The following is a 20,569-nucleotide window of genomic DNA, read 5'->3' on the forward strand; positions in this document are numbered from 1 at the left end:
TTTCGCTCCGCAAAGGGCCGAATGTTGGCTTATTGACGCTGTTTGTCCCATCAATATAATTGACCGGACGGTTGGTCAATAGTAAACAAGTCGCAAGACCACCCGCTTGCCAGCGAATGTTCGGGAGGGCCATGGTGGAGAACGATCTCGTCATCACGGAGCGTCGAGAGGGTTATCAGGTGATCACCCTCAACAGGCCCGATCGTCTGAATTCCTTCAACGAGGCGATGCATGCGGCCCTGATGGCGGCCCTTCGCGATGCCGAAGCGGACGAGACCTGCCGGGCTCTCGTCCTCACGGGCGCCGGCCGTGGCTTCTGTGCCGGACAGGATCTGTCCGACCGGGTCTTCAGCCCAGGCCAGGTTCCGGATCTCTCCTCCACCCTGGAGCGCCTCTACAATCCGCTCGTGCGCAAGCTGCGCGCCCTGCGGATGCCGGTCATCGGCGCGGTCAACGGCGTTGCAGCGGGCGCGGGAGCCAATCTCGCGCTCGCCTGCGACATCGTCCTGGCGGCCCGTTCGGCCAAGTTCATCCAGGCCTTTGCGAAGCTCGGCCTCGTGCCCGATTCCGGGGGCACCTGGTTTCTGCCGCGCCTCGTCGGGCCGGCGCGCGCCCGCGCGCTCGCACTCCTGGCCGAGCCTGTTCCGGCCGATCGGGCGGAGGCCTGGGGCATGATCTGGAAGTCGGTCGAGGACGGCGCCCTGATGGACGAGGCGCATCGCCTCGCCGCCCACTTCGCGGTTCAGCCGACGGTCGGGCTTCGTCTGATCAAGCAGGCGCTCGACGCCTCCGAGACCAACGATCTCGACCACCAGCTCAATCTGGAGCGCGATCTTCAGGGCCAGGCCGGCCGCACGCCCGACTACATCGAAGGCGTCACCGCGTTCTTCGAGAAGCGGCAGCCGAAATTCACCGGGAGGGCGTGATGGACGCAGGATCGACCCCCGCAGGACGTTCCGCCTGCGACCTCGCCGCAGCCTGCGCCGACGCCATGTGGGCCGAGGACCAGGCGAGCCAGGGACTCGGGATGAGGGTCGAGCGCGTGTCGCCCGGCGAGGCCGTCCTGTCCATGACGATCCGCCCGGACATGACGAACGGGCACGGCATCTGCCACGGCGGCTTCATCTTCACCCTCGCCGACTCGGCCTTCGCGTTCGCCTGCAACACCTACGACCAGCGCACGGTCGCCCAGCAATGCGCCGTGACGTTCCTCCAGCCGGGCCGGCGGGGCGACACGCTCACGGCCCATGCGGTCGAGCGCCACCGTTCGGGCCGCTCGGGGATCTACGACGTCACGGTCCGCAACGGTCAGGGCGAAACCGTCGCCGAATTCCGCGGGCACTCGCGCACCATCGCGGGCACGCTTCTCGCATCGGGCGACACCGGAAAGACCCCATAAGAACGAACGGATGGGAGGTTCCCTTGCTTCAGATTCCGCACCGCAAGCTGTCCGAACTCAAGCCTCAGGCGACGCAGCTCGATCGCTTCGAACTGGCGTCCCGGGATGAGCTTGCCGCCTGGCAGCGCGAGCGCCTCGCCTGGTCCCTGCGCCATGCCTACGAGAACGTGCCGCATTACAAAGCGACGTTCGACGCGGCGGGCGTTCATCCGGACGACTTCAGGGATCTCAGCGATCTCGCCAAGTTCCCGTTCACCACCAAGGCCGACCTGCGGGACAATTATCCCTTCGGCATGTTCGCCGTTCCGCAGCACCAGATCGCTCGCGTGCACGGCTCGTCGGGCACCACCGGCAAGCCCACGGTCGTCGGCTACACCAAGCGCGACATCGACACATGGGCGGACGTGGTGGCGCGCTCCATCCGGGCGAGCGGCGGGCGTCCGGGCATGAAGGTGCACGTGGCCTACGGCTATGGCCTCTTCACCGGAGGATTGGGCGCGCATTACGGCGCAGAGCGCCTCGGCTGCATGGTGATCCCGATGTCGGGCGGCATGACCGAACGCCAGGTGCAGCTCATCCAGGACTTCAAGCCCGACATCATCATGGTCACGCCGTCCTACATGCTGGCGATCCTCGACGAGTTCAAGAAGCAAGGTCTTGATCCCCGGCAATCCTCGCTGAAGGTCGGGATCTTCGGCGCCGAGCCATGGACGAACGCCATGCGGACGGAGATCGAAGAGGCCTTCGATATCCATGCGGTCGACATTTACGGCCTGTCCGAGGTCATGGGGCCGGGCGTCGCCTGCGAATGCGTGGAGAGCAAGGACGGACTGCACATCTGGGAGGATCACTTCTACCCCGAGGTGATCAACCCCGTGACGGGCGAAGTCCTGCCGGACGGCGAGGAGGGCGAGCTCGTCTTCACCTCGCTGACCAAGGAAGCCATGCCGGTCATCCGCTATCGCACCCGGGATCTCACGCGTCTTCTTCCCGGCACAGCGCGCACCATGCGCCGCATGGAGAAAGTCACGGGCCGAACCGACGACATGATGATCATCCGCGGCGTCAACGTGTTCCCGACCCAGATCGAGGAGAAGCTCCTCGCCATTCCGACCCTGTCGGGACATTACCAGATCATCCTGACCCGCGAGGGCCGGATGGACCAGATGGAGATCAGGGCCGAGATCCGGCCGGATGCCGATTATCCGGAAACCCGGCAAGCCGCCGCCGACCGCCTGAGCCAGGCGATCAAGGACACCATCGGCATCACGGCCCAGGTCAACGTCCTCGACCCGGAAGGAATCGAGCGCTCGCTCGGCAAGGCGCGGCGCGTGATCGACCGCAGACCGAAGGAATAGAAAAATCCCATGGCCCGTACCCGTGCCACCGATTATGACGACAAGCGCCGGGCGATCCTCGATCGCTCGGCCGAACTCTTTGCCGAGCACGGCTACGACCGCGCCTCGATGAGCAAGATCGCAGAAGCCTGCGGGGTCTCCAAGGCCAACCTGTACCACTACTACAAGGACAAGGAGGCGCTGCTCTTCGACGTGATCCGCTTCCACCTCGAAGAGCTGCTGGAGGTCGTGGAGGCGGCCGACCGCCCGGGCCTTGCTCCGGACGAGCGCCTGAGGGAGCTGGTGGCGGCGCTGCTCGAGGCCTATCGCGATGCCGACGCCCAGCACAACGTGCAGATCAACGGCATGCGCCTGCTCCCGACCGACCGCCAGGCTGAGCTCAAGGCGGTGGAGCGGGACCTGGTCACGATCTTCTCCGATGCGGTGGCGGGCGTTGCGCCGCAGCTCAAGGGAACCAAGCTGCTCAAGCCCGTGACCATGTCGCTCTTCGGCATGATCAACTGGCATTATCTGTGGTTCAAGAGCACCGGCGAGGTGACCCGCGCAGATTATGCCGCGCTGGTCTCGCGGCTCATCGTGGACGGAACCCGCAATCTTCAGGCGGAACCCGCACCCTCGTCGCGGCGGGTCAGCGCTGCGGAATAGAGGCTGCGACGGCTCGGGCATTCCGCGCCCCACGGGACGGCCGATGCTCAGCAGTCACTGAAGCGAGACCTGATCGCCGATCTCGCGCGGCTCATGACCCGGAACCTCGAGCCCAAAGCGCGAGAGCATCGGATGAACGTGGCTCTGCCATTGCCCCGTCAGCTCGTCCCTGCCCTTTTGGCGCAGGCCGTATTTGCGATGCTGGGCGAAGTGATCCGACGCGCTGCTGCCGAAGGTATCCGCCACGCGCGGATACCAGTAGTTAACGGAGGCCTGGGCATCGGTCCTGTCGTGGCCTCTCTCGAGAGCCGCCCGCAATCCCTGCTCCCCCCGTTCCGCGTGGCGCTTCTCGACGGGAAGAATCTCGGCCAAGACGTCGGCGAGGGGCTGATAGGAGCCGCGCGTCAGTTCGTCGAGCTGCACCACGGTGGCCTGCCCCATCAGGCAGTTCATCACCACCGCGTCGACCCAGCCGTTGATCGGATAATGGAACACGTTGAGGCGCATGTCTCCGGCAATGCGTCGTGTGGCCAGATTGACGCTGCGGTCGAGACGGGACGCCCAGGGATGAGCCCCCACATATTGCGCCGTATCGGCGCCGAACTGCTCCATGAGAGCCAGGACCTGACGGGCATGGTCGAACTTCTCGAAAACGATGCGCGTCGCGATGATCCGCTCCTTGAGCCCGGGAGCCAGGTTGATGCAATCGGCGAAGCCCGAGGCTCCTGCCATCTCGGAATCGACGAAGATCGCCATCAGGCGCATGAGTTCGCCGCGATAGCGCGGCGTCACGTTATCGGGAGCGCTGAGGCGACCGCCGCCAGCCACGAAGGTGACGAGGCATTCTTCATCGACCATGGAACCACCCTCCCCGCCTCCTGCGGCGTCACTTGTCGAAATCGACCAGAATCCTGTCGCTCACCGGGTAGCTTTGGCAGGTCAGAATGTAGCCCCGCGCGATCTCGTAATCCTCGAGAGCGAAATTCGCGTCCATGTCCACCTCGCCCTCGACCAGCATCGCCCGGCAGGTTGAGCAGACGCCGCCCTTGCAGGCATAGGGCAGCTCCAGTCCCTCGGCGGTTGCGGCATCGAGCACCGATGCGGTGCCCTTCTCGAAGGACAGAGTGCGGGCGCGTCCGTCGATGACGATGGTGGCCTCGCACAGGTTCCTGTTGTCGTCCGCTGCGGTCGCCTCAGGCTTGCGCTGGCGGCGGCTCGGCGTCGAGGTGGCGAAGAGCTCGAACTTGATCTGGCGCTTGTCGAGCCCGTGTTCCTCGAGGCTTTGCGCGACGCCCAGCATCATATCCTGCGGACCGCAGATGAAGGCGGTATCGATGGACGACGCATCGATCCAATGGTCCAGAAGCTGGTCGCACTTCTCCTTGGTCAGGCGCCCGTTGAAGAGGTCGATGTCCTGCTGCTCGCGGCTGAGGATGTGGATGAGACTGAAGCGGTCGAGATGCTCGTTCTTGAGATCCTCGAGCTCCTCGCGGAACATGATCGAACCCGACGCGCGATTGCCGTAGAACAGGGTGAAGGATGAATTCGGCTCGGCGACGAGGGTGGTCTTGATGATGCTCAAAAGCGGCGTGATCCCGCTGCCCGCGGCAAAGCCCACGAAGTGACGCTTGCGGGTCTCGTCGAGAGGCACGAAGAAATTGCCCATGGGCGGCATCGCCTCGATGACCTGCCCGGGGGCGAGCTGCTCGCTGGCCCAGCTGGAGAACGCTCCGCCGGCGATCTTCTTGATGCCGACCCGGAGCCGCCCCTCCATCGGCGTCGCACAGATGGAATAGGACCGCCGCACCTCGTCGCCGTCGATGGTGGTGCGCAGGGTCAGGTACTGGCCCGGCGAGAAGCGGAACGCATCCTTGTGCTCCTCCGGCACGTCGAGAGTGAGCACGATGGCGTCGCGGGTTTCGCGCCGCACGTCGGCAACGGTGACGGGGTAGAACTTCGTCATGGAGCATCCGCTCTTTTCAAATGCACTTGAAGTAGTCGAAAGGCTCGAGGCAGTCGCGGCACCGGTATTGTGCCTTGCACGGCGTCGAGCCGAACTCGCTCACCCGGTCGGTGTTCTCGGATCGGCAGCGCGGGCACGCGATGGTCAAAGGCTTGCGCAGGAATCGATCGAATGGCGACGGCCCGCCTGCGCTCTCCGCCGGGGGTGCGATGCCGTAGGCCTCCAGCCGCCGCCGGCCCTCCTGGGTGATCCAGTCCGTGGTCCAGGGCGGCGAGAGGCGCCGCTCGATCCGCAGGCGGTCGATGCCTCTCGCCCGCAGGGCCGCTTCAATCTCGAACGCGATGACGCTCGTGGCCGGGCAGCCCGAATAGGTGGGCGTGATGGCGACAACGAGTTCGCTATCCTGCCATTGCACGTCGCGCACGATGCCGAGATCCATGACGGAGACCGCCGGCACCTCCGGGTCGGGAACGTCGCCCAGCCAGTCTCTGATCTGGTCTGGATCCGGCCGTGTCAGGCTGTCGATCATCTTTCCCGCGCTCCTCACCACGTCGCGTTGGGATAGGCCCGCTGCAGGAACTGGAGATCGGCCAGGATGTAGCCGAGATGCTCGGAATGAATGCCGCGCTTGCCGCCCTTCTGCGCCCATCCGGGCTGCGGCAGCGTGAGCGTCGCCTCCTCGATGGTCGCACGAACGAGACCGAGCCAGGGCTCATGCAGCGTCGCGGGGTCCGGCCCGATGCCGTCCCGCACCATGACCTGGTCGACCTCGTCGCCTTCGAACAGCTCGCCGGTATACATCCAGAGATCGTCGACGGCGCTTTGCATCCGGCGGTGGCTTTCCTCCGTGCCGTCGCCGAGGCGTAGGACCCATTCCTGGCTCCGCTCCAGGTGATAGGTAACCTCCTTGAGGCCCTTTGCGGCGATCTCGGCGATGCGGGGGTCCGTCGAGCCGGTCAGCCCGTGCAGCAGCAGATAATGCCAGGCATCGAAATAGAACTGCCGCGCCATCGTGGCGGCGAAGTCGCCGTTCGGCTGCTCGACCAGAAGCACATTGCGGAAATCGCGCGCGTCGCGCAGATAGGCGAGCTTGTCGGCGTCCCGTCCCCTGCCTTCGACCTCACCGGCGAGGTTGAGCCAGAGCTGCGTCTGCCCGATCAGGTCGAGGGCGACGTTGGAGAGCGCCAGATCCTCCTCGAGCGCCGGCGAATGCCCGCACCATTCGGAGAGACGATGGCCCAGGATCAGGGCGTTGTCGCCCAGCCGCAGCAGATACTCGACGAGAGCGTCCTGCGCATTCATCACATGTGCCCCAGCTCTTCGGGAATCTCGTAGAAGGTCGGGTGGCGATAGACCTTGCTGTTGGCGGGATCGAACAGCGGCCCCTTGTCGCCGGGCGAGCTCGCCGCGATATCGGACGCCTTCACGACCCAGATGCTCACGCCCTCGTTGCGGCGCGTATAGACGTCGCGCGCGTTCATGATCGCCATCTCGGCATCGGGCGCATGCAGGCTGCCCACGTGCCGGTGGGCCAGGCCATGCTGGCTGCGGATGAACACCTCCCAGAGAGGCCATTCCTTCTTGTCGGTCATCGTCTCTCTCCCGCCTAAGCGGCCTTGACTTGCGCCCGCGCGGCCTTCTTGGCCGCATAGGCGTCCGCCGCATCGCGCACCCATTGACCCTCTTCATAGGCCTTTACCCGCGTGCGCAGGCGCTGACGGTTGCAGGGACCATTGCCGGCGATCACCTGATAGAACTCGTCCCAGTCGATCGCGCCGAAATCGTAATGCCCACGCTCCGCGTTCCACTTGAGATCGGGGTCGGGAACGGTGAGGCCCAGATATTCGGCCTGGGGCACCGTCTGGTCGACGAATTTCTGGCGCAGCTCGTCGTTGGAATTGATCTTGATCTTCCAGCGCATCGATTGCGCGCTGTGGACGGAATCTGCGTCGGACGGGCCGAACATCATCAGCGAGGGCCACCACCAGCGGTTCAGCGCGTCCTGCGCCATCTGCTTCTGCTCGGGCGTGCCGCGGGCGAGCTTGGTCATGGCGTCGTAGCCCTGCCGCTGATGGAAGCTCTCCTCCTTGCAGATGCGGATCATGGCGCGGGAATAGGGTCCGTAGGAGCAGCGTTGCAGCGGCACCTGGTTCATGATCGCGGCTCCGTCCACGAGCCAGCCGATGGCCCCGATGTCGGCCCAGGTGAGCGTCGGATAGTTGAAGATGCTGGAATACTTGGCCTTGCCGCTGTTGAGCTGCTCCAGGAGCTCGTCGCGGCTCACGCCGAGGGTCTCGGCCGCGCAGTAGAGATAGAGCCCGTGGCCTGCCTCGTCCTGCACCTTGGCGAGCAGGATGGCCTTGCGCTCCAGGGTCGGCGCGCGAGTGATCCAGTTGCCCTCGGGCTGCATGCCGATGATTTCCGAATGGGCGTGCTGGGAGATCTGCCGGATCAGGGTCTTGCGATAGGCCTCCGGCATCCACTCCTTCGGCTCGATCTTGATGTCGGCATCGATGCGATCCTGGAAGGCACGTTCCTCCGGAGACATCTCGTCCTTGGATCGGATGTGCTCGACGCCCGTTTTCACCATCTGTGCGTACACGGCGCTTCTCCCTGACGTTAAGGCCTGTCGGGCTCTCGTCTTGCAGTCCCGGCCGCCGGAGCGGCCCTTCTGCGCCGGCCAGCGATGGCGCGCAGGCGGCATGCCTCTCCGGGTTTCCGCGGCCCTTTCAATATGTCACAGAAAACATATTAAGCAAGAATTTTTTGTAACACTTTCATCAGCCGATCCTCAATTCAGCGGCCGGTTCCGCCGCCGCGAAGCGCTGCCTGAAGGTCTCGTCGACCGCGGGAAGCGGTCCCAGGTCGCTCTGGGCATGGGTATCGATCCAACGCTCGGCAGCCGGAAGAAGAGTGCGGTAAATCGTGCCGCAGAGGGCTCTGGCCCCCGTTCCGGCCCAAGGCCCGGGAAGGAGCCGGGACGGCAGCTGCGGATCCTTCAGGACCGCCCTGCGGTAATCGTGGATCAGGAGGATGCGCACGAGAAGGGCATCGAGACTTGTGAACCCCGCGCCCCGTTCGAGGGCCCCGAGGGTGCCCGCATAGGTGTCGATGAACCGCCTGTAGCGGGCTTCGATCTCCGCCAGGGGCCACGCCTTCTCCACCAGACGCCGGGCCGTGGGCAGATCGGCCGGGGTTGCGGCCAGCCTCAGGAAGGGGCCGGTCCTGGCGGCGGGTCCCGCACCCATAAGAAGATCGGGTCCCAGCGTGCCATACCCTGCCGCTGACAATTCGCCCCTCAGCGCATTGCGGTCCTGCGGGTTCTCGAGCAGGAGGAGATCAAACGATCCGTGCCACTCGTGGGGCGGGTCGGCATAGATCCGCCGCGTGGCCTCCGCGAAAGCCTCCTGGCCCTGCGGCGTCAGGCGATAATAGCTGTTGCGTCCCACCTTCCAGCGCTCGAACCAGCCCTCGGCGACGAGGCGGGACAGGGCCGTCCGGACAAGGGTGTCGCTGATGCGGAAGGCCCGCATGATCTCGTGCAGGGATGCCAGGGACAGCACCCCGCCCCGAGGCACCACCGCATCCCCGAAGACCGTCACGATGAGCGAGCCCGCCCGGATCGGCGTCCGTTCGTGGAACCTGTCCAGCAGAGCCTCTACGACCGCGGCCATGCAAGCGTACTCCGATGATCTGGGGCCGAGGAGCCGGTGCCGCCTCCGCCTGTCCGACCTTCACCTACCCAGACTGCCCCATCCCTGTCGAGCCATCCGGGCGAACGACGGCGCCTCCAAAATTCCTTGACTAACCGGCCGGTCGGTTAATAATGCCCGAAAGGCGCGGCCATGCCAACGGGGCCGCCCATTCATCATTCCAAGGTGCCCCAATGAGACTCGAGAGCTTCGTTCGTGGAAGTTGGATGTCGCCCGGCCAAGACCTGGCCGATATTCACAGCGCCGTCACCGGCAACGTGGTCGCCCAGGTCGCCAGCGGCGGCCTCGACATGGGCGAGGTGCTGGCCTATGCCCGCCAGGTCGGCGGACCCAACCTGCGGAAGCTCACCTTCCACCAGCGTGCAGAACTTCTGAAACGTCTTGCCATTCATCTGTCAGAACGCAAGGACCAGCTCTATACGCTCTCCTACCAGACCGGCACCACGCGGTCCGACAACTTCATCGACGTGGATGGCGGCATCGGCACCCTCTTCGTCTATGCGTCTAAGGGCCGTCGCGAACTGCCCAACGCCACCTTTCTTCTGGATGGAAATGTCGAAGCCCTTTCGAAGGGCGGCAGCTTCGTCGGCCAGCACGTGATGACGCCTCTCCATGGCGTCGCCGTTCACATCAACGCTTTCAATTTCCCCTGCTGGGGCATGCTCGAAAAGCTCGCGCCTGCCATCCTGGCCGGCGTCCCGGTCGTGACGAAGCCGGCGACGATCACGTCCTATGTGGCCCATGCGCTGGTACGAATGATTGCGGAGTCCCGCATCCTTCCCGACGGAGCGCTCCAGTGCATCGTCGGCTCGACGGGCGATCTTTTCGAACATCTGACCTGTCAGGATGTCGTGTCCTTTACCGGCTCCGCCGATACGGCCCAGAAACTGCAGCGACACCCGGTCGTTGCGCGCGAATCCGTCCGGTTCATCGCCGAGCGCGATTCGCTCAATGCTGCCATTCTTGCGCCTGACGCCGGGCCGGGAACGCCGGAATTCGACCTCTTCGTCAAGGAAGTGGCGAAGGAGATGACCGTCAAGGCAGGACAGAAATGCACGGCCATCCGCCGCGCCATCGCCCCCCATGCGCATGTCCCTGCGGTGATCGATGCCCTGGGGGAGCGGCTCTCCAGGATCAAGGTCGGCAATCCGGAACTCGAAAGCGTCCGCATGGGACCGGTCGTCGGGCTTGGTCAGCGGCGGGACGTGATGGCTCAGGTGGCGAAGCTCCGGACAGAGGCGGATATCGTCGTCGGTGATCCGGACAATTTCATGGTCGAAGGGGCGGACCGCGAGCGCGGCGCCTTCATCCCGCCGCTGGTGCTACATTGCCCGGACCCGATCCGGGCCACCCATGTCCACAGCGTCGAGGCCTTCGGCCCGGTCTGCACCGTGATGGGCTATGACGGCCTCGATCAGGCCGTCACCCTGGCCAATCGCGGCGACGGCAGCCTCGTGGCGTCCCTCTACACCTACGACCCCGCTGCGGCGGCCGATCTCGTCTTCGGCGTAGGCGCCTTCCATGGCCGCCTGGTACTGATCGACCGGGATTGCGCGAAGGAACAGACCGGCCACGGCTCGCCGATGCCGCACATGGTCCATGGCGGACCGGGCCGCGCCGGTGGCGGTGAGGAGCTCGGGGGCATGCGCGGCGTGCATCATTACATGCAGCGCACAGCGCTGCAGGGTTCTCCCGCCATGCTCTCGCGCGTGACGCAGAGCTGGATCAAGGGCGCTCCGACCATCGAGGAGGGCCGGCATCCATTCCGCTACTATTTCGAGGACCTCGCCATCGGCCAGACCTTCGTCTCCAAGGAGCGCACGATCACCCTTGAGGATATCGAGCACTTCGCGGAATTCACCGGCGATACCTTCTATGCCCATATGAGCGAGGAGGCGACGAAGAACCATCCGTTCTTCCCCGGACGGGTGGCCCACGGCTATCTTCTGTTGTCCTTCGCGGCAGGCCTCTTCGTCGATCCGGACCTCGGACCGGTGCTTGCCAATTACGGTCTCGATTCCTTACGTTTCATCAAACCCGTGCAGCCGGGCGAAACCATCAAGGTCCGGTTGACGACAAAGTCGAAATCGCCGCGCAACGAGCAGTATGGCGAGGTGCGCTGGGACGTGGAGATCACGACGGATATGGGCGAGACGGTCGCAACCTACGATCTGCTCACGATGAATGCGGTGCGTCCATGAGCGATACGGCCTCCCCGCATGAAGGCAGTCCCGTCAGGCTGATCCCGAACACCCCCGTGGCCCTGATCGAGATCGACAATCCGCCGGTCAATGCCACGTCTCGGCACGTGCGCTCAGGCCTGCTCGCCGCAATCCAGGAGGTTGGCCGCAATCCGCAGATCGGGGCCGCGGTGATCGCCTGCGCGGGCCGCACCTTCGTGGCCGGAGCCGACATCCGCGAGTTCGGCCGGCCTCCGCAGGAACCCCACCTGCCCGACGTCATCAACGCCATCGAGGCCTGCTCCAAGCCGGTCGTCGCCGCCGTTCATGGAACGGCTCTCGGCGGCGGCTGCGAGATCGCGCTCGCCTGCCATGCCCGTGTGGCCGAGCCAGGTGCGGGCTTCGGCCTGCCGGAGGTGAAGCTCGGACTGGTTCCGGGAGCCGGCGGCACGCAACGCCTCCCGCGGCTGGTCGGACTGGAAGCCGCCCTCGATCTCGTAACAAGTGGACGAACCGTCAAAGCCGCGGAAGCGCTGCGTCTCGGCCTCATCGACCAGCTCTCCACCGGGGACCTGCGCCAGGATGCGATGGAACTTGCCCGAGACCTGATCGGTCAGCCGCTGCGACGCACAGGTGAATGCGCCGTGACTCCGCTCGACGCGGCAACGGCTTCTGCAAAGGTTGCGGACGTTCACAGGAAAGCCAGAGGTGCGCAAGCGCCAGGCAGGGCAGCGGAGCTTGTGCTCCTGTCCGCAAGCCTGCCGCTGCAAGACGGCATGACGCGGGAACGCGAGACGTTCCTCGAACTGCGCTCGTCCGCACAATCGGCCGCCCTGCGGCATGCCTTCTTCGCGGAGCGGGAGGTCACGCGTCTCCCGGATCTCGACTCCATTGAGCCTCGCCCGGTCCAGAAGATCGGGATCGTTGGGGCCGGAACGATGGGATCGGGCATTGCCATCGCGTTCGCGGATGCCGGCTTCGACGTGAAGGTCGTCGAGACCAGTGAGCAGGCGCTCGCGGCCGGTCAGGCTCGGATCACGGATGTCTACGACAAGCAGGTTCAGAGCGGTCGGATCACCGCTGCCGCACGCGACGAGCGCCTCCAGGCTATCGAGTATGAGGTTGGTATCAGCTCCCTGTCGGATCGGGATCTCGTCATCGAGGCCGTGTTCGAGGATCTGGACGTCAAACGGGCGCTTTTCCGGGATCTCGATGCGATCCTTCCGCCAGGAACCATCCTGGCAACGAATACCAGTTACCTTGACATCAATCTGATCGCGGCCGTCACCTCCCGGCCGGCCGATGTGGTGGGCCTGCATTTCTTCAGCCCGGCCAACGTGATGAAGCTCCTCGAGATCGTGCGGACTGACAGGACGGCGGCCGACGTCGTCGCAACAGGTCTCAGCCTCGCCAAGCGGCTGCGCAAGATCCCCGTCGTGTGCCGGGTCTGCGACGGCTTCGTGGGCAACCGCATCCTGTCGCGCTACCGCCTCCAGGCGGAGTACCTGCTGGAGGAAGGGGCTCTCCCGCACGAAGTCGATGCCGCTCTCGAAGCGTTCGGATTCCCGATGGGCCCGTTCGCCGTCTCCGACCTCGCCGGCCTCGACATCGCCTGGGCGCGGCGCAAGCGGCTGGCGCCGACCCGCGATCCGCGCGAGCGCTACGTGGACATCGCCGACCGGCTCTGCGAGGCGGGCCGCTTCGGGCGCAAGACCGGCGCGGGCTGGTATCGCTATGACGGCGGCAAGCGGGAGGTCGACCCCTTCGTCACCGGGCTCGTCGAGGAGGCCTCGCGGCGGCGCGGGCTGACGCGGCGTTCAATTTCCGCGGACGAGATCCAATCCCGCATCCGGGCGGCCATCGTCAACGAAGCCTGCAAGATCCTCGACGAGCGCATCGTCGAGCGTCCGCTCGATGTGGACGTGGTGATGATGCACGGCTACGGCTATCCGGCCTGGCGCGGCGGTCCCCTGTTCGAGGCCGACAGCGTGGGGCTCAGGCCGATCCTCGACACCGTGAACGAGCGCGCCGAACGGGACGGGCCCGGATGGGAGCCGGCGGACGGGCTCGTGAGCCGGGCCGCCTCGGGGGCAACGTTCTATCCATAGGCCGAAGCGCCGAACACCATCAGCGGGGGATCCAAGCATGTTCGATCGAGCCACCGCCGAGGCGATGCTCGCAACCGTCTTCGCCCCCTGGGTGCAGGCGCTCGATCTGTCCATCGAAAGCCTCGGCCCGGACGGCGCCGTCCTGCGCATGCGGTTTTCCGAAAAGCTCTGCCGCGACAACGGCGTCGTGTGCGGGCAGGCCCTCATGAGCCTAGCCGACACCGCCATGGTGTTCGCGGTGTCCTCGGCCGGCGGCGTCTATCGCCCCATGACCACGGTCGACCAGACCATGCATTTTCTCAAGCCGGTGGCGAAGGCCGACGTGCTGGCGGACGCACAGGTCGTGCGCCTCGGGCGCACCATGGCGTTCGGAAGCGTGACGCTCACGGCCGACGGCGATGCGCGGCCCGTGGCGATGGCGCAGCTCGCCTATGCCCTGCTGGCCGAGGGCAGGTAGCGGCCCGCCGGTCGTCGGCTTTAAGAGGACGGCTCATCATGGGCTTTCCTCCCCGTCATGGCCGGGCTTGTCCCGGCCATCCCGATCGGAAAAGCGATGTGCCTTACGGATCGGGATCACCGGCAGAAGGCCGGTGATGACGTGAGGCGGCTGCCCCCGACGGGAGAGTCTCGCAATGAAGCCAAGGGTTGAGGAGTCGTCCCGTCAAAACGGCAGCGCCACGCTGGTCTTGATCTCCTTCAGGACCACGTTGGTGCGCACGGTGCGGATGCCGGGCAGACGGAACATGAACTCGTCCAGGAACAGGTTATAGGCGTGCATGTCGCGCACCACGACGCGCAGGTGATAATCGGCGTCGCCCGTGGTGGCGAAGCACTCCAGGACTTCGGCGCGGGCCGTGACACGGGAAACGAATTCGTCGACGAACTTGGCGTCGTGCCGCTCCAGCGACACGTGCAGGATCGCCGAGGTGGCGAACCCGGCCTTCTCCCGGTCGACCAGGGCGGCATAGCCCGTGATCACGCCGGTCTCCTCGAGCGCGCGCACCCGCCGCCAGCAGGCCGAGGTGGACATGCCTACGTCATCGGCCAGCTGCTGGTTCGTGGTGCGCCCCTCCCTCTGCAGCTGCACGAGGATGTGCTCGTCCTGCTTCTCGATCATGGCCGCATCCGCTCCTGGTAGGCTTTTCCAATCAATGAACCTTTGCCCATCTCTTCTACCACAAAAGGGCGAGCGCACGGAATGAATAGGAAACACCTACCAGACGTTCAGGATTATTCTAGACACGCCGGCTGACGGCGCTCCTTTTCCGGGACCAGGCCCATGGACGACGCTTCCTCCCTCGATTCCTACCGCCTCGCCGACCGCTACAGCCGGGAGAGGGGCCGGGTCTTCCTGACCGGCACCCAGGCGATCGTCCGCATCGTGCTCGACCAGGCGAGGCGCGACAGGGCTGCGGGGCTCGACACCGCCGGCTTCGTGTCCGGCTACCGCGGGTCGCCCCTCGGCGGCGTCGATCTCGAGCTCTGGCGCGTGAAGGACCAGCTCAAGGAGCACCGGATCGAGTTCCTGCCCGCCGTCAACGAGGATCTCGCGGCCACCGCCGTCCTCGGATCGCAGCAGGTCGAGACCAATCCCGACCGGCAGGTCCAGGGCGTGTTCGGCCTCTGGTACGGCAAGGGCCCCGGGGTCGACCGCTCCGGCGACGCGCTCAAGCACGGCAACGCCTATGGCTCCTCGCCCCATGGCGGCGTGCTGGTGATCGCCGGCGACGACCATGGCTGCGTGTCCTCGTCGATGCCGCATCAATCCGACGTCGCCTTTATGAGCTGGTTCATGCCGACACTCCATCCGGCGAGCGTCGCCGAATATCTCGAGTTCGGTGAGTACGGCTATGCGCTGAGCCGGTATTCCGGCATGTGGGTCGGGTTCAAGGCCGTGTCGGAAATCGTGGAATCGGGCGTGTCCGTGGAGCTGCGGTCGCCGCGCGTGTTCCGCGAGCCCGACTTCGCGCCCCCGCCCGGCGGCCTGCATTACCGCTGGCCGGATCTGCCCGGACCGCAGATCGAGGAACGCATGGAGGCGAAGAAGCACGCGGTCTATGCCTTCGCCAAGGCCAACCCCATCGACCGGCGCATCTACGACATTCCGGACGCCTCCTACGGCATCGTCACGGCCGGCAAGGCCCACCTCGACCTGATGGAGGCGCTGCGCCTCATCGGGCTCGACGAAGCCGCCTGCCGGGCCCACGGTATCGACATCTACAAGGTCGGCATGGTCTGGCCCCTCGCCCTGCACGACGCCATGGAGTTCGTGAAGGGCAAGCGCGAGATCCTCGTGATCGAGGAGAAGCGCGGCATCATCGAAAGCCAGTTCAAGGAGTATTTTTACGATTATCCCGGGTCGAAGCCCGAGCGCATGGTCGGCAAGCACGACGAGACCGGCGAACGGCTCATCCCCTGGACCGGCGAACTCTCGCCGCGCTTCCTCGCCGGCGTCCTGGCCAAGCGCCTCGATGCGATCTTCCCCGATCTCGGCCTCGCGCAGCGCGCCGCCGCCCTGACGCCGGAGCCGGAGCGCGTGATCGCCGTTCCGGGCGCCACCCGCACGCCCTATTTCTGCTCCGGCTGCCCGCACAACACCTCGACCCGGGTGCCGGAGGGCTCGAAGGCCCTCGCCGGCATCGGCTGCCACTTCATGGCGAGCTGGATGGACCGGGAGACCTCGTCGCTGATCCAGATGGGCGGCGAGGGTGTCAACTGGGCGGCCTCATCCAGGTTCACCGGCCAGGGCCACATCTTCCAGAATCTCGGCGAGGGCACCTATTACCATTCGGGCTCCATGGCGATCCGCCAGGCGATCGCGGCCGGCGCCAACATCACCTACAAGATCCTGTTCAACGACGCGGTCGCCATGACGGGCGGCCAGCCGGTCGACGGGCCGGTGAGCGTCCATGCCATCGCGCACAGCGTGCGGGCGGAGGGCGTGCAGCGCATCGCGCTGGTGTCGGACCAGCCCGAGAAGTTCGACCCGGCGGACCTGCCGAAGGGCGTGACCATCCACCCGCGCGAGGACCTCGACGCGGTGCAGAAGGAGCTGCGCGACATCCCGGGCGTCACGGTGCTGATCTACGAGCAGACCTGCGCGACCGAGAAGCGCCGTCGCCGCAAGCGCGGGCAGATGGATGATCCGAAGCGCTTCGCGTACATCAACGACCTCGTCTGCGAAGGCTGTGGCGATTGCTCGGTGGCGTCCAACTGCCTGAGCGTCGAGCCAAGGGAGACGCCGTTCGGGCGCAAGCGCAAGATCAATCTCTCCACCTGCAACAAGGACTTTTCCTGCCTGGAGGGCTTCTGCCCCAGCTTCGTGACCGTGGAGGGCGCCACGCGCCGCGCCAGAACCGCGAGCGGCTTCGACGCGGTCACGCGTGCGGCAGGGCTGCCGTCCCCTGCCTTGCCCGATCTCGCGCGGCCCTTCGACCTGCTGGTCACGGGAGTCGGCGGCACCGGCGTCGTGACCGTCGGGGCGCTCATCAGCATGGCGGCCCATCTCGAAGGACGCGGCGTGTCGGTGCTGGACTTCACGGGCTTCGCGCAGAAGTTCGGTCCCGTGCTGAGCTATGTGCGCGTCGCGAGCCATCCCGACGCGCTGCACCAGGTGCGCATCGACCAGGGCGCCGCGGATGCGCTGATCGGCTGCGACCTCGTGGTCAGTTCGTCGCCCAAGGCGTCGGGCACCTATCGCCATGGGACGCGGGCCGTGGTCAACACGGCGGAAATGCCGACCGGCGACGTGGTGCGCTTCCGGGACGCGGATCTCGCCGGCCGCACGCGGTTGCGCGCCATCGAGCGGGCGATCGGGGACGGGAACCTCGCGAGCCTCGACGCCAACGCGCTCGCCGAAACGCTGCTCGGCGACACGGTCTACGCCAACGTGATGATGCTGGGCTTTGCCTGGCAGCAGGGCCTGGTGCCGGTCTCGCTGGAAGCGCTCTCGCGGGCCATCGCGCTCAACGGCGTGAGCGTTGAGCGCAACCGGCAGGCCTTCGCCTGGGGCCGTCTGCTCAGCGCGGAACCGGATATGGTGCGCCAGGTGGCCGGCGATGCGCCGGACGAGGTCGAGACGCTCGATCAGGTCATCGCGCGGCGGGTCTCGTTTCTGACCGGGTACCAGAACGCCGCCTATGCGGCGCGGTTCGAGGCCCTGGTGGCGCGGGTGCGCCGGGCGGAAGGCGCGCTCGGCTCCGAGGCGCTGGCCGACGCGGTCGCCCGCTCGCTCTTCAAGCTCATGGCCTACAAGGACGAGTACGAGGTCGCGCGCCTCCACATGGAGACGGGCTTCCTCGACGAGCTGAAGCAGCACTTCGAGGGCGACTTCACGGTGCATTACCATCTGGCGCCGCCGCTCCTGCCGTCGAAGCACGACGCCCGCGGCCGCCCCAGGAAGCGCAGCTTCGGTCCCTGGATCCAGACGCCCATGTCGGTTCTCGCCCGGCTGAAGGGACTGCGCGGCACGCCGTTCGACATCTTCGGCTACACGGTCGAACGGCGCATGGAGCGGGCCCTCATCGGCTGGTATGAGGAGCAGGTCGACCGGATCCTCGCCGGTCTCGACCAACGCCGCTTCGCCGATCTTCTGGCGATCGCGAGAGCCCCGATGGACATCCGCGGCTACGGCCCGGTCAAGGAAGCGGCGATCCATCAGGTGCGGTCCGATGTGGAGCGGTTGTGGGAGCGCGTCGCAAGCGAGCCCGAGATGGTCGACAGCCGCCAGCCCGAGCCGCTGCGCGCCTGAGAGACATCCACCCCGTCGTCACCGGTCCCGTGCCGGTCATGACATGGGAGGGTGGCTGCCGACCGGACGACCACCTACCCCGTCATCACCGGGCTTGTCCCGGTGATCCCGCTTCCGTAGGGCGCCGCGCTTCAAACAATCGGGATGGCCGGCACCAGGCCGGCCATGACGTGGGAGGTGCGTGGGAGGTGGCGGAACCGGGAGCGTCACGACTGGTGATCCCGATCATGAAAGGCGCGGTGCTCTAACGATCATGAAAGGCGGAACGAGCCCGGCCATGGACGGGGAGATGCCGCTCAGACGTCTTTCGGGCCAGGCAGGCCTCAGGAACCCTGTGCGGCCCTGCCCTGCGGCGTCGCGGCCATGACCCGGGTGAGCGCCGCCACCAGATCGTCCGGCATGATCGGCTTGTGGAGGAACGTGGCGTTGGGCGGCAGGTCGCCGGGCTCGGGGGCGGTCTTGCCGGAGATCACCAGCACGCCCACTTCGGGCCAGCCCTGACGGACCAAGCGGGCGAACTCGAAGCCGTCGATGGAGCCCGGCATGTCCACGTCCGTTAGGACGACCGAGATGTCGGGACGGGACTTCAACATCTCGAAGGCTTCGTCCGCATCCTGCGCCTCGACGACCCAGAACTCGGCCTCCCGCAGGATGTCGACCTGCGTCAGGCGAACGAGCGGCTCGTCCTCGACCAGGAGGACGACCGGGTGTTTCACGATGCGGCGATGCGGCTTCATGCTCCAGGAAACGGGTCTGTTCCGATCGAGTTCCCTTACGTCACGTCAGGGTGAGCGTTTCGACGGATCGCGAACATTCTCAAGCGCGTCTGGCCTTCGCCGTGAGCTGCCGGATCCGATCGACCACGTCCTGGGACGGATAGGGCTTCTTCAGCAACGGACCTGCTTCGCAGAGCGTCGCGGCGATATCGGCCGATCGCTCGGCCCCCGAGGTGAGGATCACCTGCGTGCCCGGCTTGTTGGCGCGGATCCACCGCGCCAGTCCGAAGCCGTCCATGGACCCGGGCATCTCGACGTCGCTGAACACCACGTCGACTGACACTTCGGGAGATTGCAGGATCACCAACGCCTCTTCGGCGCTCACCGCCTCATGGACCCGATAGCCGCATTCGCGCAGGTAATCGGCGATGACGAGGCGGATCAGAACCTCGTCCTCCACGACGAGAACGGTCTGGAGAGGGGAATCGGCCTCGGCCGTGATGTTTGTCGATAGGGTGCTCACCGCCTCCTAACCGCCGAGCTTTTACCTTTGTTCCACCGGCTCCTCGTCAGCCCGGGCCGGGCCAGTTGAGGCTGCGCATGACGAGGCCGACGACCTGGGAGGCATGATATGGCTTGCGGACCAGAGGGCCGAGATCGCCCAGATCCGGGCCGTCCGAACCGGGGGCGGCAGGCCGGTCCTCTTCGGCAGAGGCGATGATGATCCTCATGGCCTTCTGCCGGGCGCCGAGAAGCCGGGCCGTCTCGGTGCCGTCGTCGGATCCCGGCAGATCGAGAGCGACGAAAAGAAGCTCGACCCGGACGGAATCGAGCACCATGAGGGCCTCCTCGGCCGAGCCCGCCTCCAGAACCTTGAAGCCCGAGCCGCGCAGTTCGTCGCTGACCAGGCAGCGGACGCGCGCATCGCTTTCGACCACGAGGATAGCGGGGGGTGTCCGGCGTGGAAGAGCCGTGACGGATCCAGCGTTCATTCTTGCCCCTAACGCGATACAATACGCCGACAACGTGCATGGGCCCCAAGGGTTCTCCTGCCCAAGGTCTTTCTGCCCAAGGTCTTCCTGCCCAAGGTCTTCCTGCTCAAGGGCTCTCCCGCGTCAGGCCGGGATCTCGCATCGACTGGCTGGCCTTGGCAGGCGGAACCGTCTATCAATGGCCACGTTTCGCTTCTTTGGCCCTCCTCCTGCCCCATCGGTCCCGTGTCTGATCCGAAACCCTTAGGCGTCATTCTCCTCGTGGAAGACGAGCCGCTGGTGCGGCTGGTGGCGGCCGACATTCTCATGGAGGCGCAGTTCCGCGTGATCGAGGCGGCCGATGCCCAGGAGGCCCTGAGGGTCCTGAAGGCGGAGGTCGGCGTGGACCTGGTGCTCTCGGACGTGGAAATGCCACCGGGCATGAACGGCTACGAGCTGGCCTGGGAGATCCACCGGAACTGGCCCACGACGGGGATCCTCATCACGTCGGGTCGCGAGTGGCCGCGGGCCAACGACCTGCCGCCGGGGGCAGCCTTCCTGGCCAAGCCCTTCTCACCTGCGGCGCTTGTGTCCCACGCGCTCACGGCGGCCGAGAAGGCCCAGGCTGTCCGTGCCGCACTCCCGGATCGTCCCGGCGAGGCCCCCGGCGACACGGCCGCGCCCGTTCCGAAGACCGCCTGACCCCCTCATGGAACGAGGGCACGGCGTAGATGCGCCGTGCCCCCTGATGCGTCCCTGGTGAGAG

Annotated in this window: 20 protein-coding genes; 9 read left to right on the plus strand and 11 right to left on the minus strand. The window is 66.1% G+C overall.

Annotated features, from left to right (window positions below; all coding sequences use genetic code 11):
- Positions 1 to 134: 134 nt before the first annotated feature.
- Genes paaG through OCW50_RS10720 form a run of 4 tightly spaced genes read left to right on the plus strand, consistent with a single transcriptional unit; the run spans position 135 to position 3,402 of the window.
- Entirely contained in the window at positions 135 to 926 is a 792-nt protein-coding gene (gene paaG / locus OCW50_RS10705; RefSeq protein ID WP_262297514.1) for a 2-(1,2-epoxy-1,2-dihydrophenyl)acetyl-CoA isomerase PaaG, read from the plus strand.
- Complete coding sequence (gene paaI / locus OCW50_RS10710; RefSeq protein ID WP_262267964.1) at positions 926 to 1,399, plus strand: hydroxyphenylacetyl-CoA thioesterase PaaI; 474 nt, start codon at positions 926 to 928, stop codon at positions 1,397 to 1,399. The genes paaG and paaI overlap by 1 nt, the downstream gene beginning before the upstream one ends.
- A 23-nt stretch (positions 1,400 to 1,422) precedes the next feature.
- The gene (paaK, locus tag OCW50_RS10715; RefSeq protein WP_262297482.1) at positions 1,423 to 2,757 is read left to right on the plus strand and encodes a phenylacetate--CoA ligase PaaK; all 1,335 of its coding nucleotides are present in this window, start codon (positions 1,423 to 1,425) and stop codon (positions 2,755 to 2,757) included.
- Between the two features lie 9 nt (positions 2,758 to 2,766).
- Entirely contained in the window at positions 2,767 to 3,402 is a 636-nt protein-coding gene (locus OCW50_RS10720) for a TetR/AcrR family transcriptional regulator (protein WP_262267966.1), read from the plus strand.
- A gap of 54 nt (positions 3,403 to 3,456) precedes the next feature.
- Here the strand turns inward: OCW50_RS10720 and OCW50_RS10725 are convergent, their stop codons facing one another.
- The 7 genes from OCW50_RS10725 to OCW50_RS10755 all read right to left on the minus strand — a co-directional run bounded on the left by OCW50_RS10725 (position 3,457) and on the right by OCW50_RS10755 (position 9,039).
- Positions 3,457 to 4,260 (minus strand): Phenylacetic acid catabolic protein, encoded by an 804-nt coding sequence (locus OCW50_RS10725; protein WP_262297483.1) that lies wholly within the window; start codon positions 4,258 to 4,260, stop codon positions 3,457 to 3,459.
- 28 nt (positions 4,261 to 4,288) lie between these two features.
- Positions 4,289 to 5,365 carry a 1,2-phenylacetyl-CoA epoxidase subunit PaaE gene (paaE, locus tag OCW50_RS10730; RefSeq protein WP_262297484.1) on the minus strand — a complete coding sequence of 359 codons (1,077 nt, stop codon included), beginning with the start codon at positions 5,363 to 5,365 and terminating at the stop codon, positions 4,289 to 4,291.
- Positions 5,366 to 5,381: 16 nt separating this feature from the next.
- Entirely contained in the window at positions 5,382 to 5,894 is a 513-nt protein-coding gene (gene paaD / locus OCW50_RS10735; protein WP_262297485.1) for a 1,2-phenylacetyl-CoA epoxidase subunit PaaD, read from the minus strand.
- 14 nt (positions 5,895 to 5,908) lie between these two features.
- Positions 5,909 to 6,667 carry a 1,2-phenylacetyl-CoA epoxidase subunit PaaC gene (gene paaC, locus OCW50_RS10740; RefSeq protein ID WP_262297486.1) on the minus strand — a complete coding sequence of 253 codons (759 nt, stop codon included), beginning with the start codon at positions 6,665 to 6,667 and terminating at the stop codon, positions 5,909 to 5,911.
- The gene (paaB, locus tag OCW50_RS10745; RefSeq protein ID WP_262267971.1) at positions 6,667 to 6,957 is read right to left on the minus strand and encodes a 1,2-phenylacetyl-CoA epoxidase subunit PaaB; all 291 of its coding nucleotides are present in this window, start codon (positions 6,955 to 6,957) and stop codon (positions 6,667 to 6,669) included. The genes paaC and paaB overlap by 1 nt, the downstream gene beginning before the upstream one ends.
- 14 nt (positions 6,958 to 6,971) lie before the next feature.
- A complete protein-coding gene (gene paaA / locus OCW50_RS10750) occupies positions 6,972 to 7,967 on the minus strand; it encodes a 1,2-phenylacetyl-CoA epoxidase subunit PaaA (protein ID WP_262297487.1) in 996 nt (331 codons plus the stop codon).
- 178 nt (positions 7,968 to 8,145) lie between these two features.
- Positions 8,146 to 9,039, minus strand: coding sequence for a PaaX family transcriptional regulator (locus tag OCW50_RS10755; protein ID WP_262297488.1), 894 nt, complete (start codon positions 9,037 to 9,039; stop codon positions 8,146 to 8,148).
- 212 nt (positions 9,040 to 9,251) lie between these two features.
- Between OCW50_RS10755 and paaZ the strand changes: the two genes are divergently transcribed.
- The 3 genes from paaZ to OCW50_RS10770 are packed head-to-tail and all read left to right on the plus strand — an operon-like array spanning position 9,252 to position 13,823.
- Complete coding sequence (gene paaZ, locus OCW50_RS10760) at positions 9,252 to 11,279, plus strand: phenylacetic acid degradation bifunctional protein PaaZ (protein ID WP_262297489.1); 2,028 nt, start codon at positions 9,252 to 9,254, stop codon at positions 11,277 to 11,279.
- The gene (locus OCW50_RS10765; protein WP_262297490.1) at positions 11,276 to 13,366 is read left to right on the plus strand and encodes a 3-hydroxyacyl-CoA dehydrogenase NAD-binding domain-containing protein; all 2,091 of its coding nucleotides are present in this window, start codon (positions 11,276 to 11,278) and stop codon (positions 13,364 to 13,366) included. Before paaZ ends, OCW50_RS10765 begins: the two co-directional genes overlap by 4 nt.
- A gap of 37 nt (positions 13,367 to 13,403) precedes the next feature.
- Entirely contained in the window at positions 13,404 to 13,823 is a 420-nt protein-coding gene (locus OCW50_RS10770; RefSeq protein ID WP_262297491.1) for a PaaI family thioesterase, read from the plus strand.
- A 204-nt stretch (positions 13,824 to 14,027) separates the two neighbouring features.
- Here OCW50_RS10770 and OCW50_RS10775 read toward each other — a convergent pair whose 3' ends face one another.
- Positions 14,028 to 14,483 (minus strand): Lrp/AsnC family transcriptional regulator, encoded by a 456-nt coding sequence (locus OCW50_RS10775; RefSeq protein ID WP_262267977.1) that lies wholly within the window; start codon positions 14,481 to 14,483, stop codon positions 14,028 to 14,030.
- Between the two features lie 162 nt (positions 14,484 to 14,645).
- Between OCW50_RS10775 and OCW50_RS10780 the strand changes: the two genes are divergently transcribed.
- Entirely contained in the window at positions 14,646 to 18,116 is a 3,471-nt protein-coding gene (locus tag OCW50_RS10780; RefSeq protein WP_262297492.1) for an indolepyruvate ferredoxin oxidoreductase family protein, read from the plus strand.
- Between the two features lie 323 nt (positions 18,117 to 18,439).
- Here OCW50_RS10780 and OCW50_RS10785 read toward each other — a convergent pair whose 3' ends face one another.
- The 3 genes from OCW50_RS10785 to OCW50_RS10795 all read right to left on the minus strand — a co-directional run bounded on the left by OCW50_RS10785 (position 18,440) and on the right by OCW50_RS10795 (position 19,824).
- On the minus strand, positions 18,440 to 18,853 hold the full coding sequence (locus OCW50_RS10785; protein WP_262297493.1) for a response regulator: 414 nt from the start codon (positions 18,851 to 18,853) through the stop codon (positions 18,440 to 18,442).
- A 79-nt stretch (positions 18,854 to 18,932) separates the two neighbouring features.
- Positions 18,933 to 19,355 (minus strand): response regulator, encoded by a 423-nt coding sequence (locus tag OCW50_RS10790; RefSeq protein WP_262267980.1) that lies wholly within the window; start codon positions 19,353 to 19,355, stop codon positions 18,933 to 18,935.
- Positions 19,356 to 19,401: 46 nt separating this feature from the next.
- On the minus strand, positions 19,402 to 19,824 hold the full coding sequence (locus OCW50_RS10795; RefSeq protein WP_262297494.1) for a response regulator: 423 nt from the start codon (positions 19,822 to 19,824) through the stop codon (positions 19,402 to 19,404).
- 225 nt (positions 19,825 to 20,049) lie between these two features.
- Between OCW50_RS10795 and OCW50_RS10800 the strand changes: the two genes are divergently transcribed.
- Positions 20,050 to 20,505 carry a response regulator gene (locus tag OCW50_RS10800; RefSeq protein WP_262297495.1) on the plus strand — a complete coding sequence of 152 codons (456 nt, stop codon included), beginning with the start codon at positions 20,050 to 20,052 and terminating at the stop codon, positions 20,503 to 20,505.
- Positions 20,506 to 20,569: the final 64 nt, after the last annotated feature.

Source organism: Microvirga sesbaniae, assembly GCF_025460805.1.
GTDB classification, from domain to species: domain Bacteria; phylum Pseudomonadota; class Alphaproteobacteria; order Rhizobiales; family Beijerinckiaceae; genus Microvirga; species Microvirga sesbaniae.

Coding starts and splice junctions, on each gene's coding strand:
- paaI (WP_262267964.1), top strand. CDS start 926: ATGGACGCAGGATCGACCCCCGCAGGACGTTCCGCCTGCGACCTCGCC.
- OCW50_RS10720 (WP_262267966.1), top strand. CDS start 2,767: ATGGCCCGTACCCGTGCCACCGATTATGACGACAAGCGCCGGGCGATC.
- OCW50_RS10725 (WP_262297483.1), bottom strand. CDS start 4,260: ATGGTCGATGAAGAATGCCTCGTCACCTTCGTGGCTGGCGGCGGTCGC.
- paaE (WP_262297484.1), bottom strand. CDS start 5,365: ATGACGAAGTTCTACCCCGTCACCGTTGCCGACGTGCGGCGCGAAACC.
- paaD (WP_262297485.1), bottom strand. CDS start 5,894: ATGATCGACAGCCTGACACGGCCGGATCCAGACCAGATCAGAGACTGG.
- paaC (WP_262297486.1), bottom strand. CDS start 6,667: ATGAATGCGCAGGACGCTCTCGTCGAGTATCTGCTGCGGCTGGGCGAC.
- paaB (WP_262267971.1), bottom strand. CDS start 6,957: ATGACCGACAAGAAGGAATGGCCTCTCTGGGAGGTGTTCATCCGCAGC.
- OCW50_RS10755 (WP_262297488.1), bottom strand. CDS start 9,039: ATGGCCGCGGTCGTAGAGGCTCTGCTGGACAGGTTCCACGAACGGACG.
- paaZ (WP_262297489.1), top strand. CDS start 9,252: ATGAGACTCGAGAGCTTCGTTCGTGGAAGTTGGATGTCGCCCGGCCAA.
- OCW50_RS10765 (WP_262297490.1), top strand. CDS start 11,276: ATGAGCGATACGGCCTCCCCGCATGAAGGCAGTCCCGTCAGGCTGATC.
- OCW50_RS10770 (WP_262297491.1), top strand. CDS start 13,404: ATGTTCGATCGAGCCACCGCCGAGGCGATGCTCGCAACCGTCTTCGCC.
- OCW50_RS10775 (WP_262267977.1), bottom strand. CDS start 14,483: ATGATCGAGAAGCAGGACGAGCACATCCTCGTGCAGCTGCAGAGGGAG.
- OCW50_RS10780 (WP_262297492.1), top strand. CDS start 14,646: ATGGACGACGCTTCCTCCCTCGATTCCTACCGCCTCGCCGACCGCTAC.
- OCW50_RS10785 (WP_262297493.1), bottom strand. CDS start 18,853: ATGAAGCCGCATCGCCGCATCGTGAAACACCCGGTCGTCCTCCTGGTC.
- OCW50_RS10795 (WP_262297494.1), bottom strand. CDS start 19,824: ATGAACGCTGGATCCGTCACGGCTCTTCCACGCCGGACACCCCCCGCT.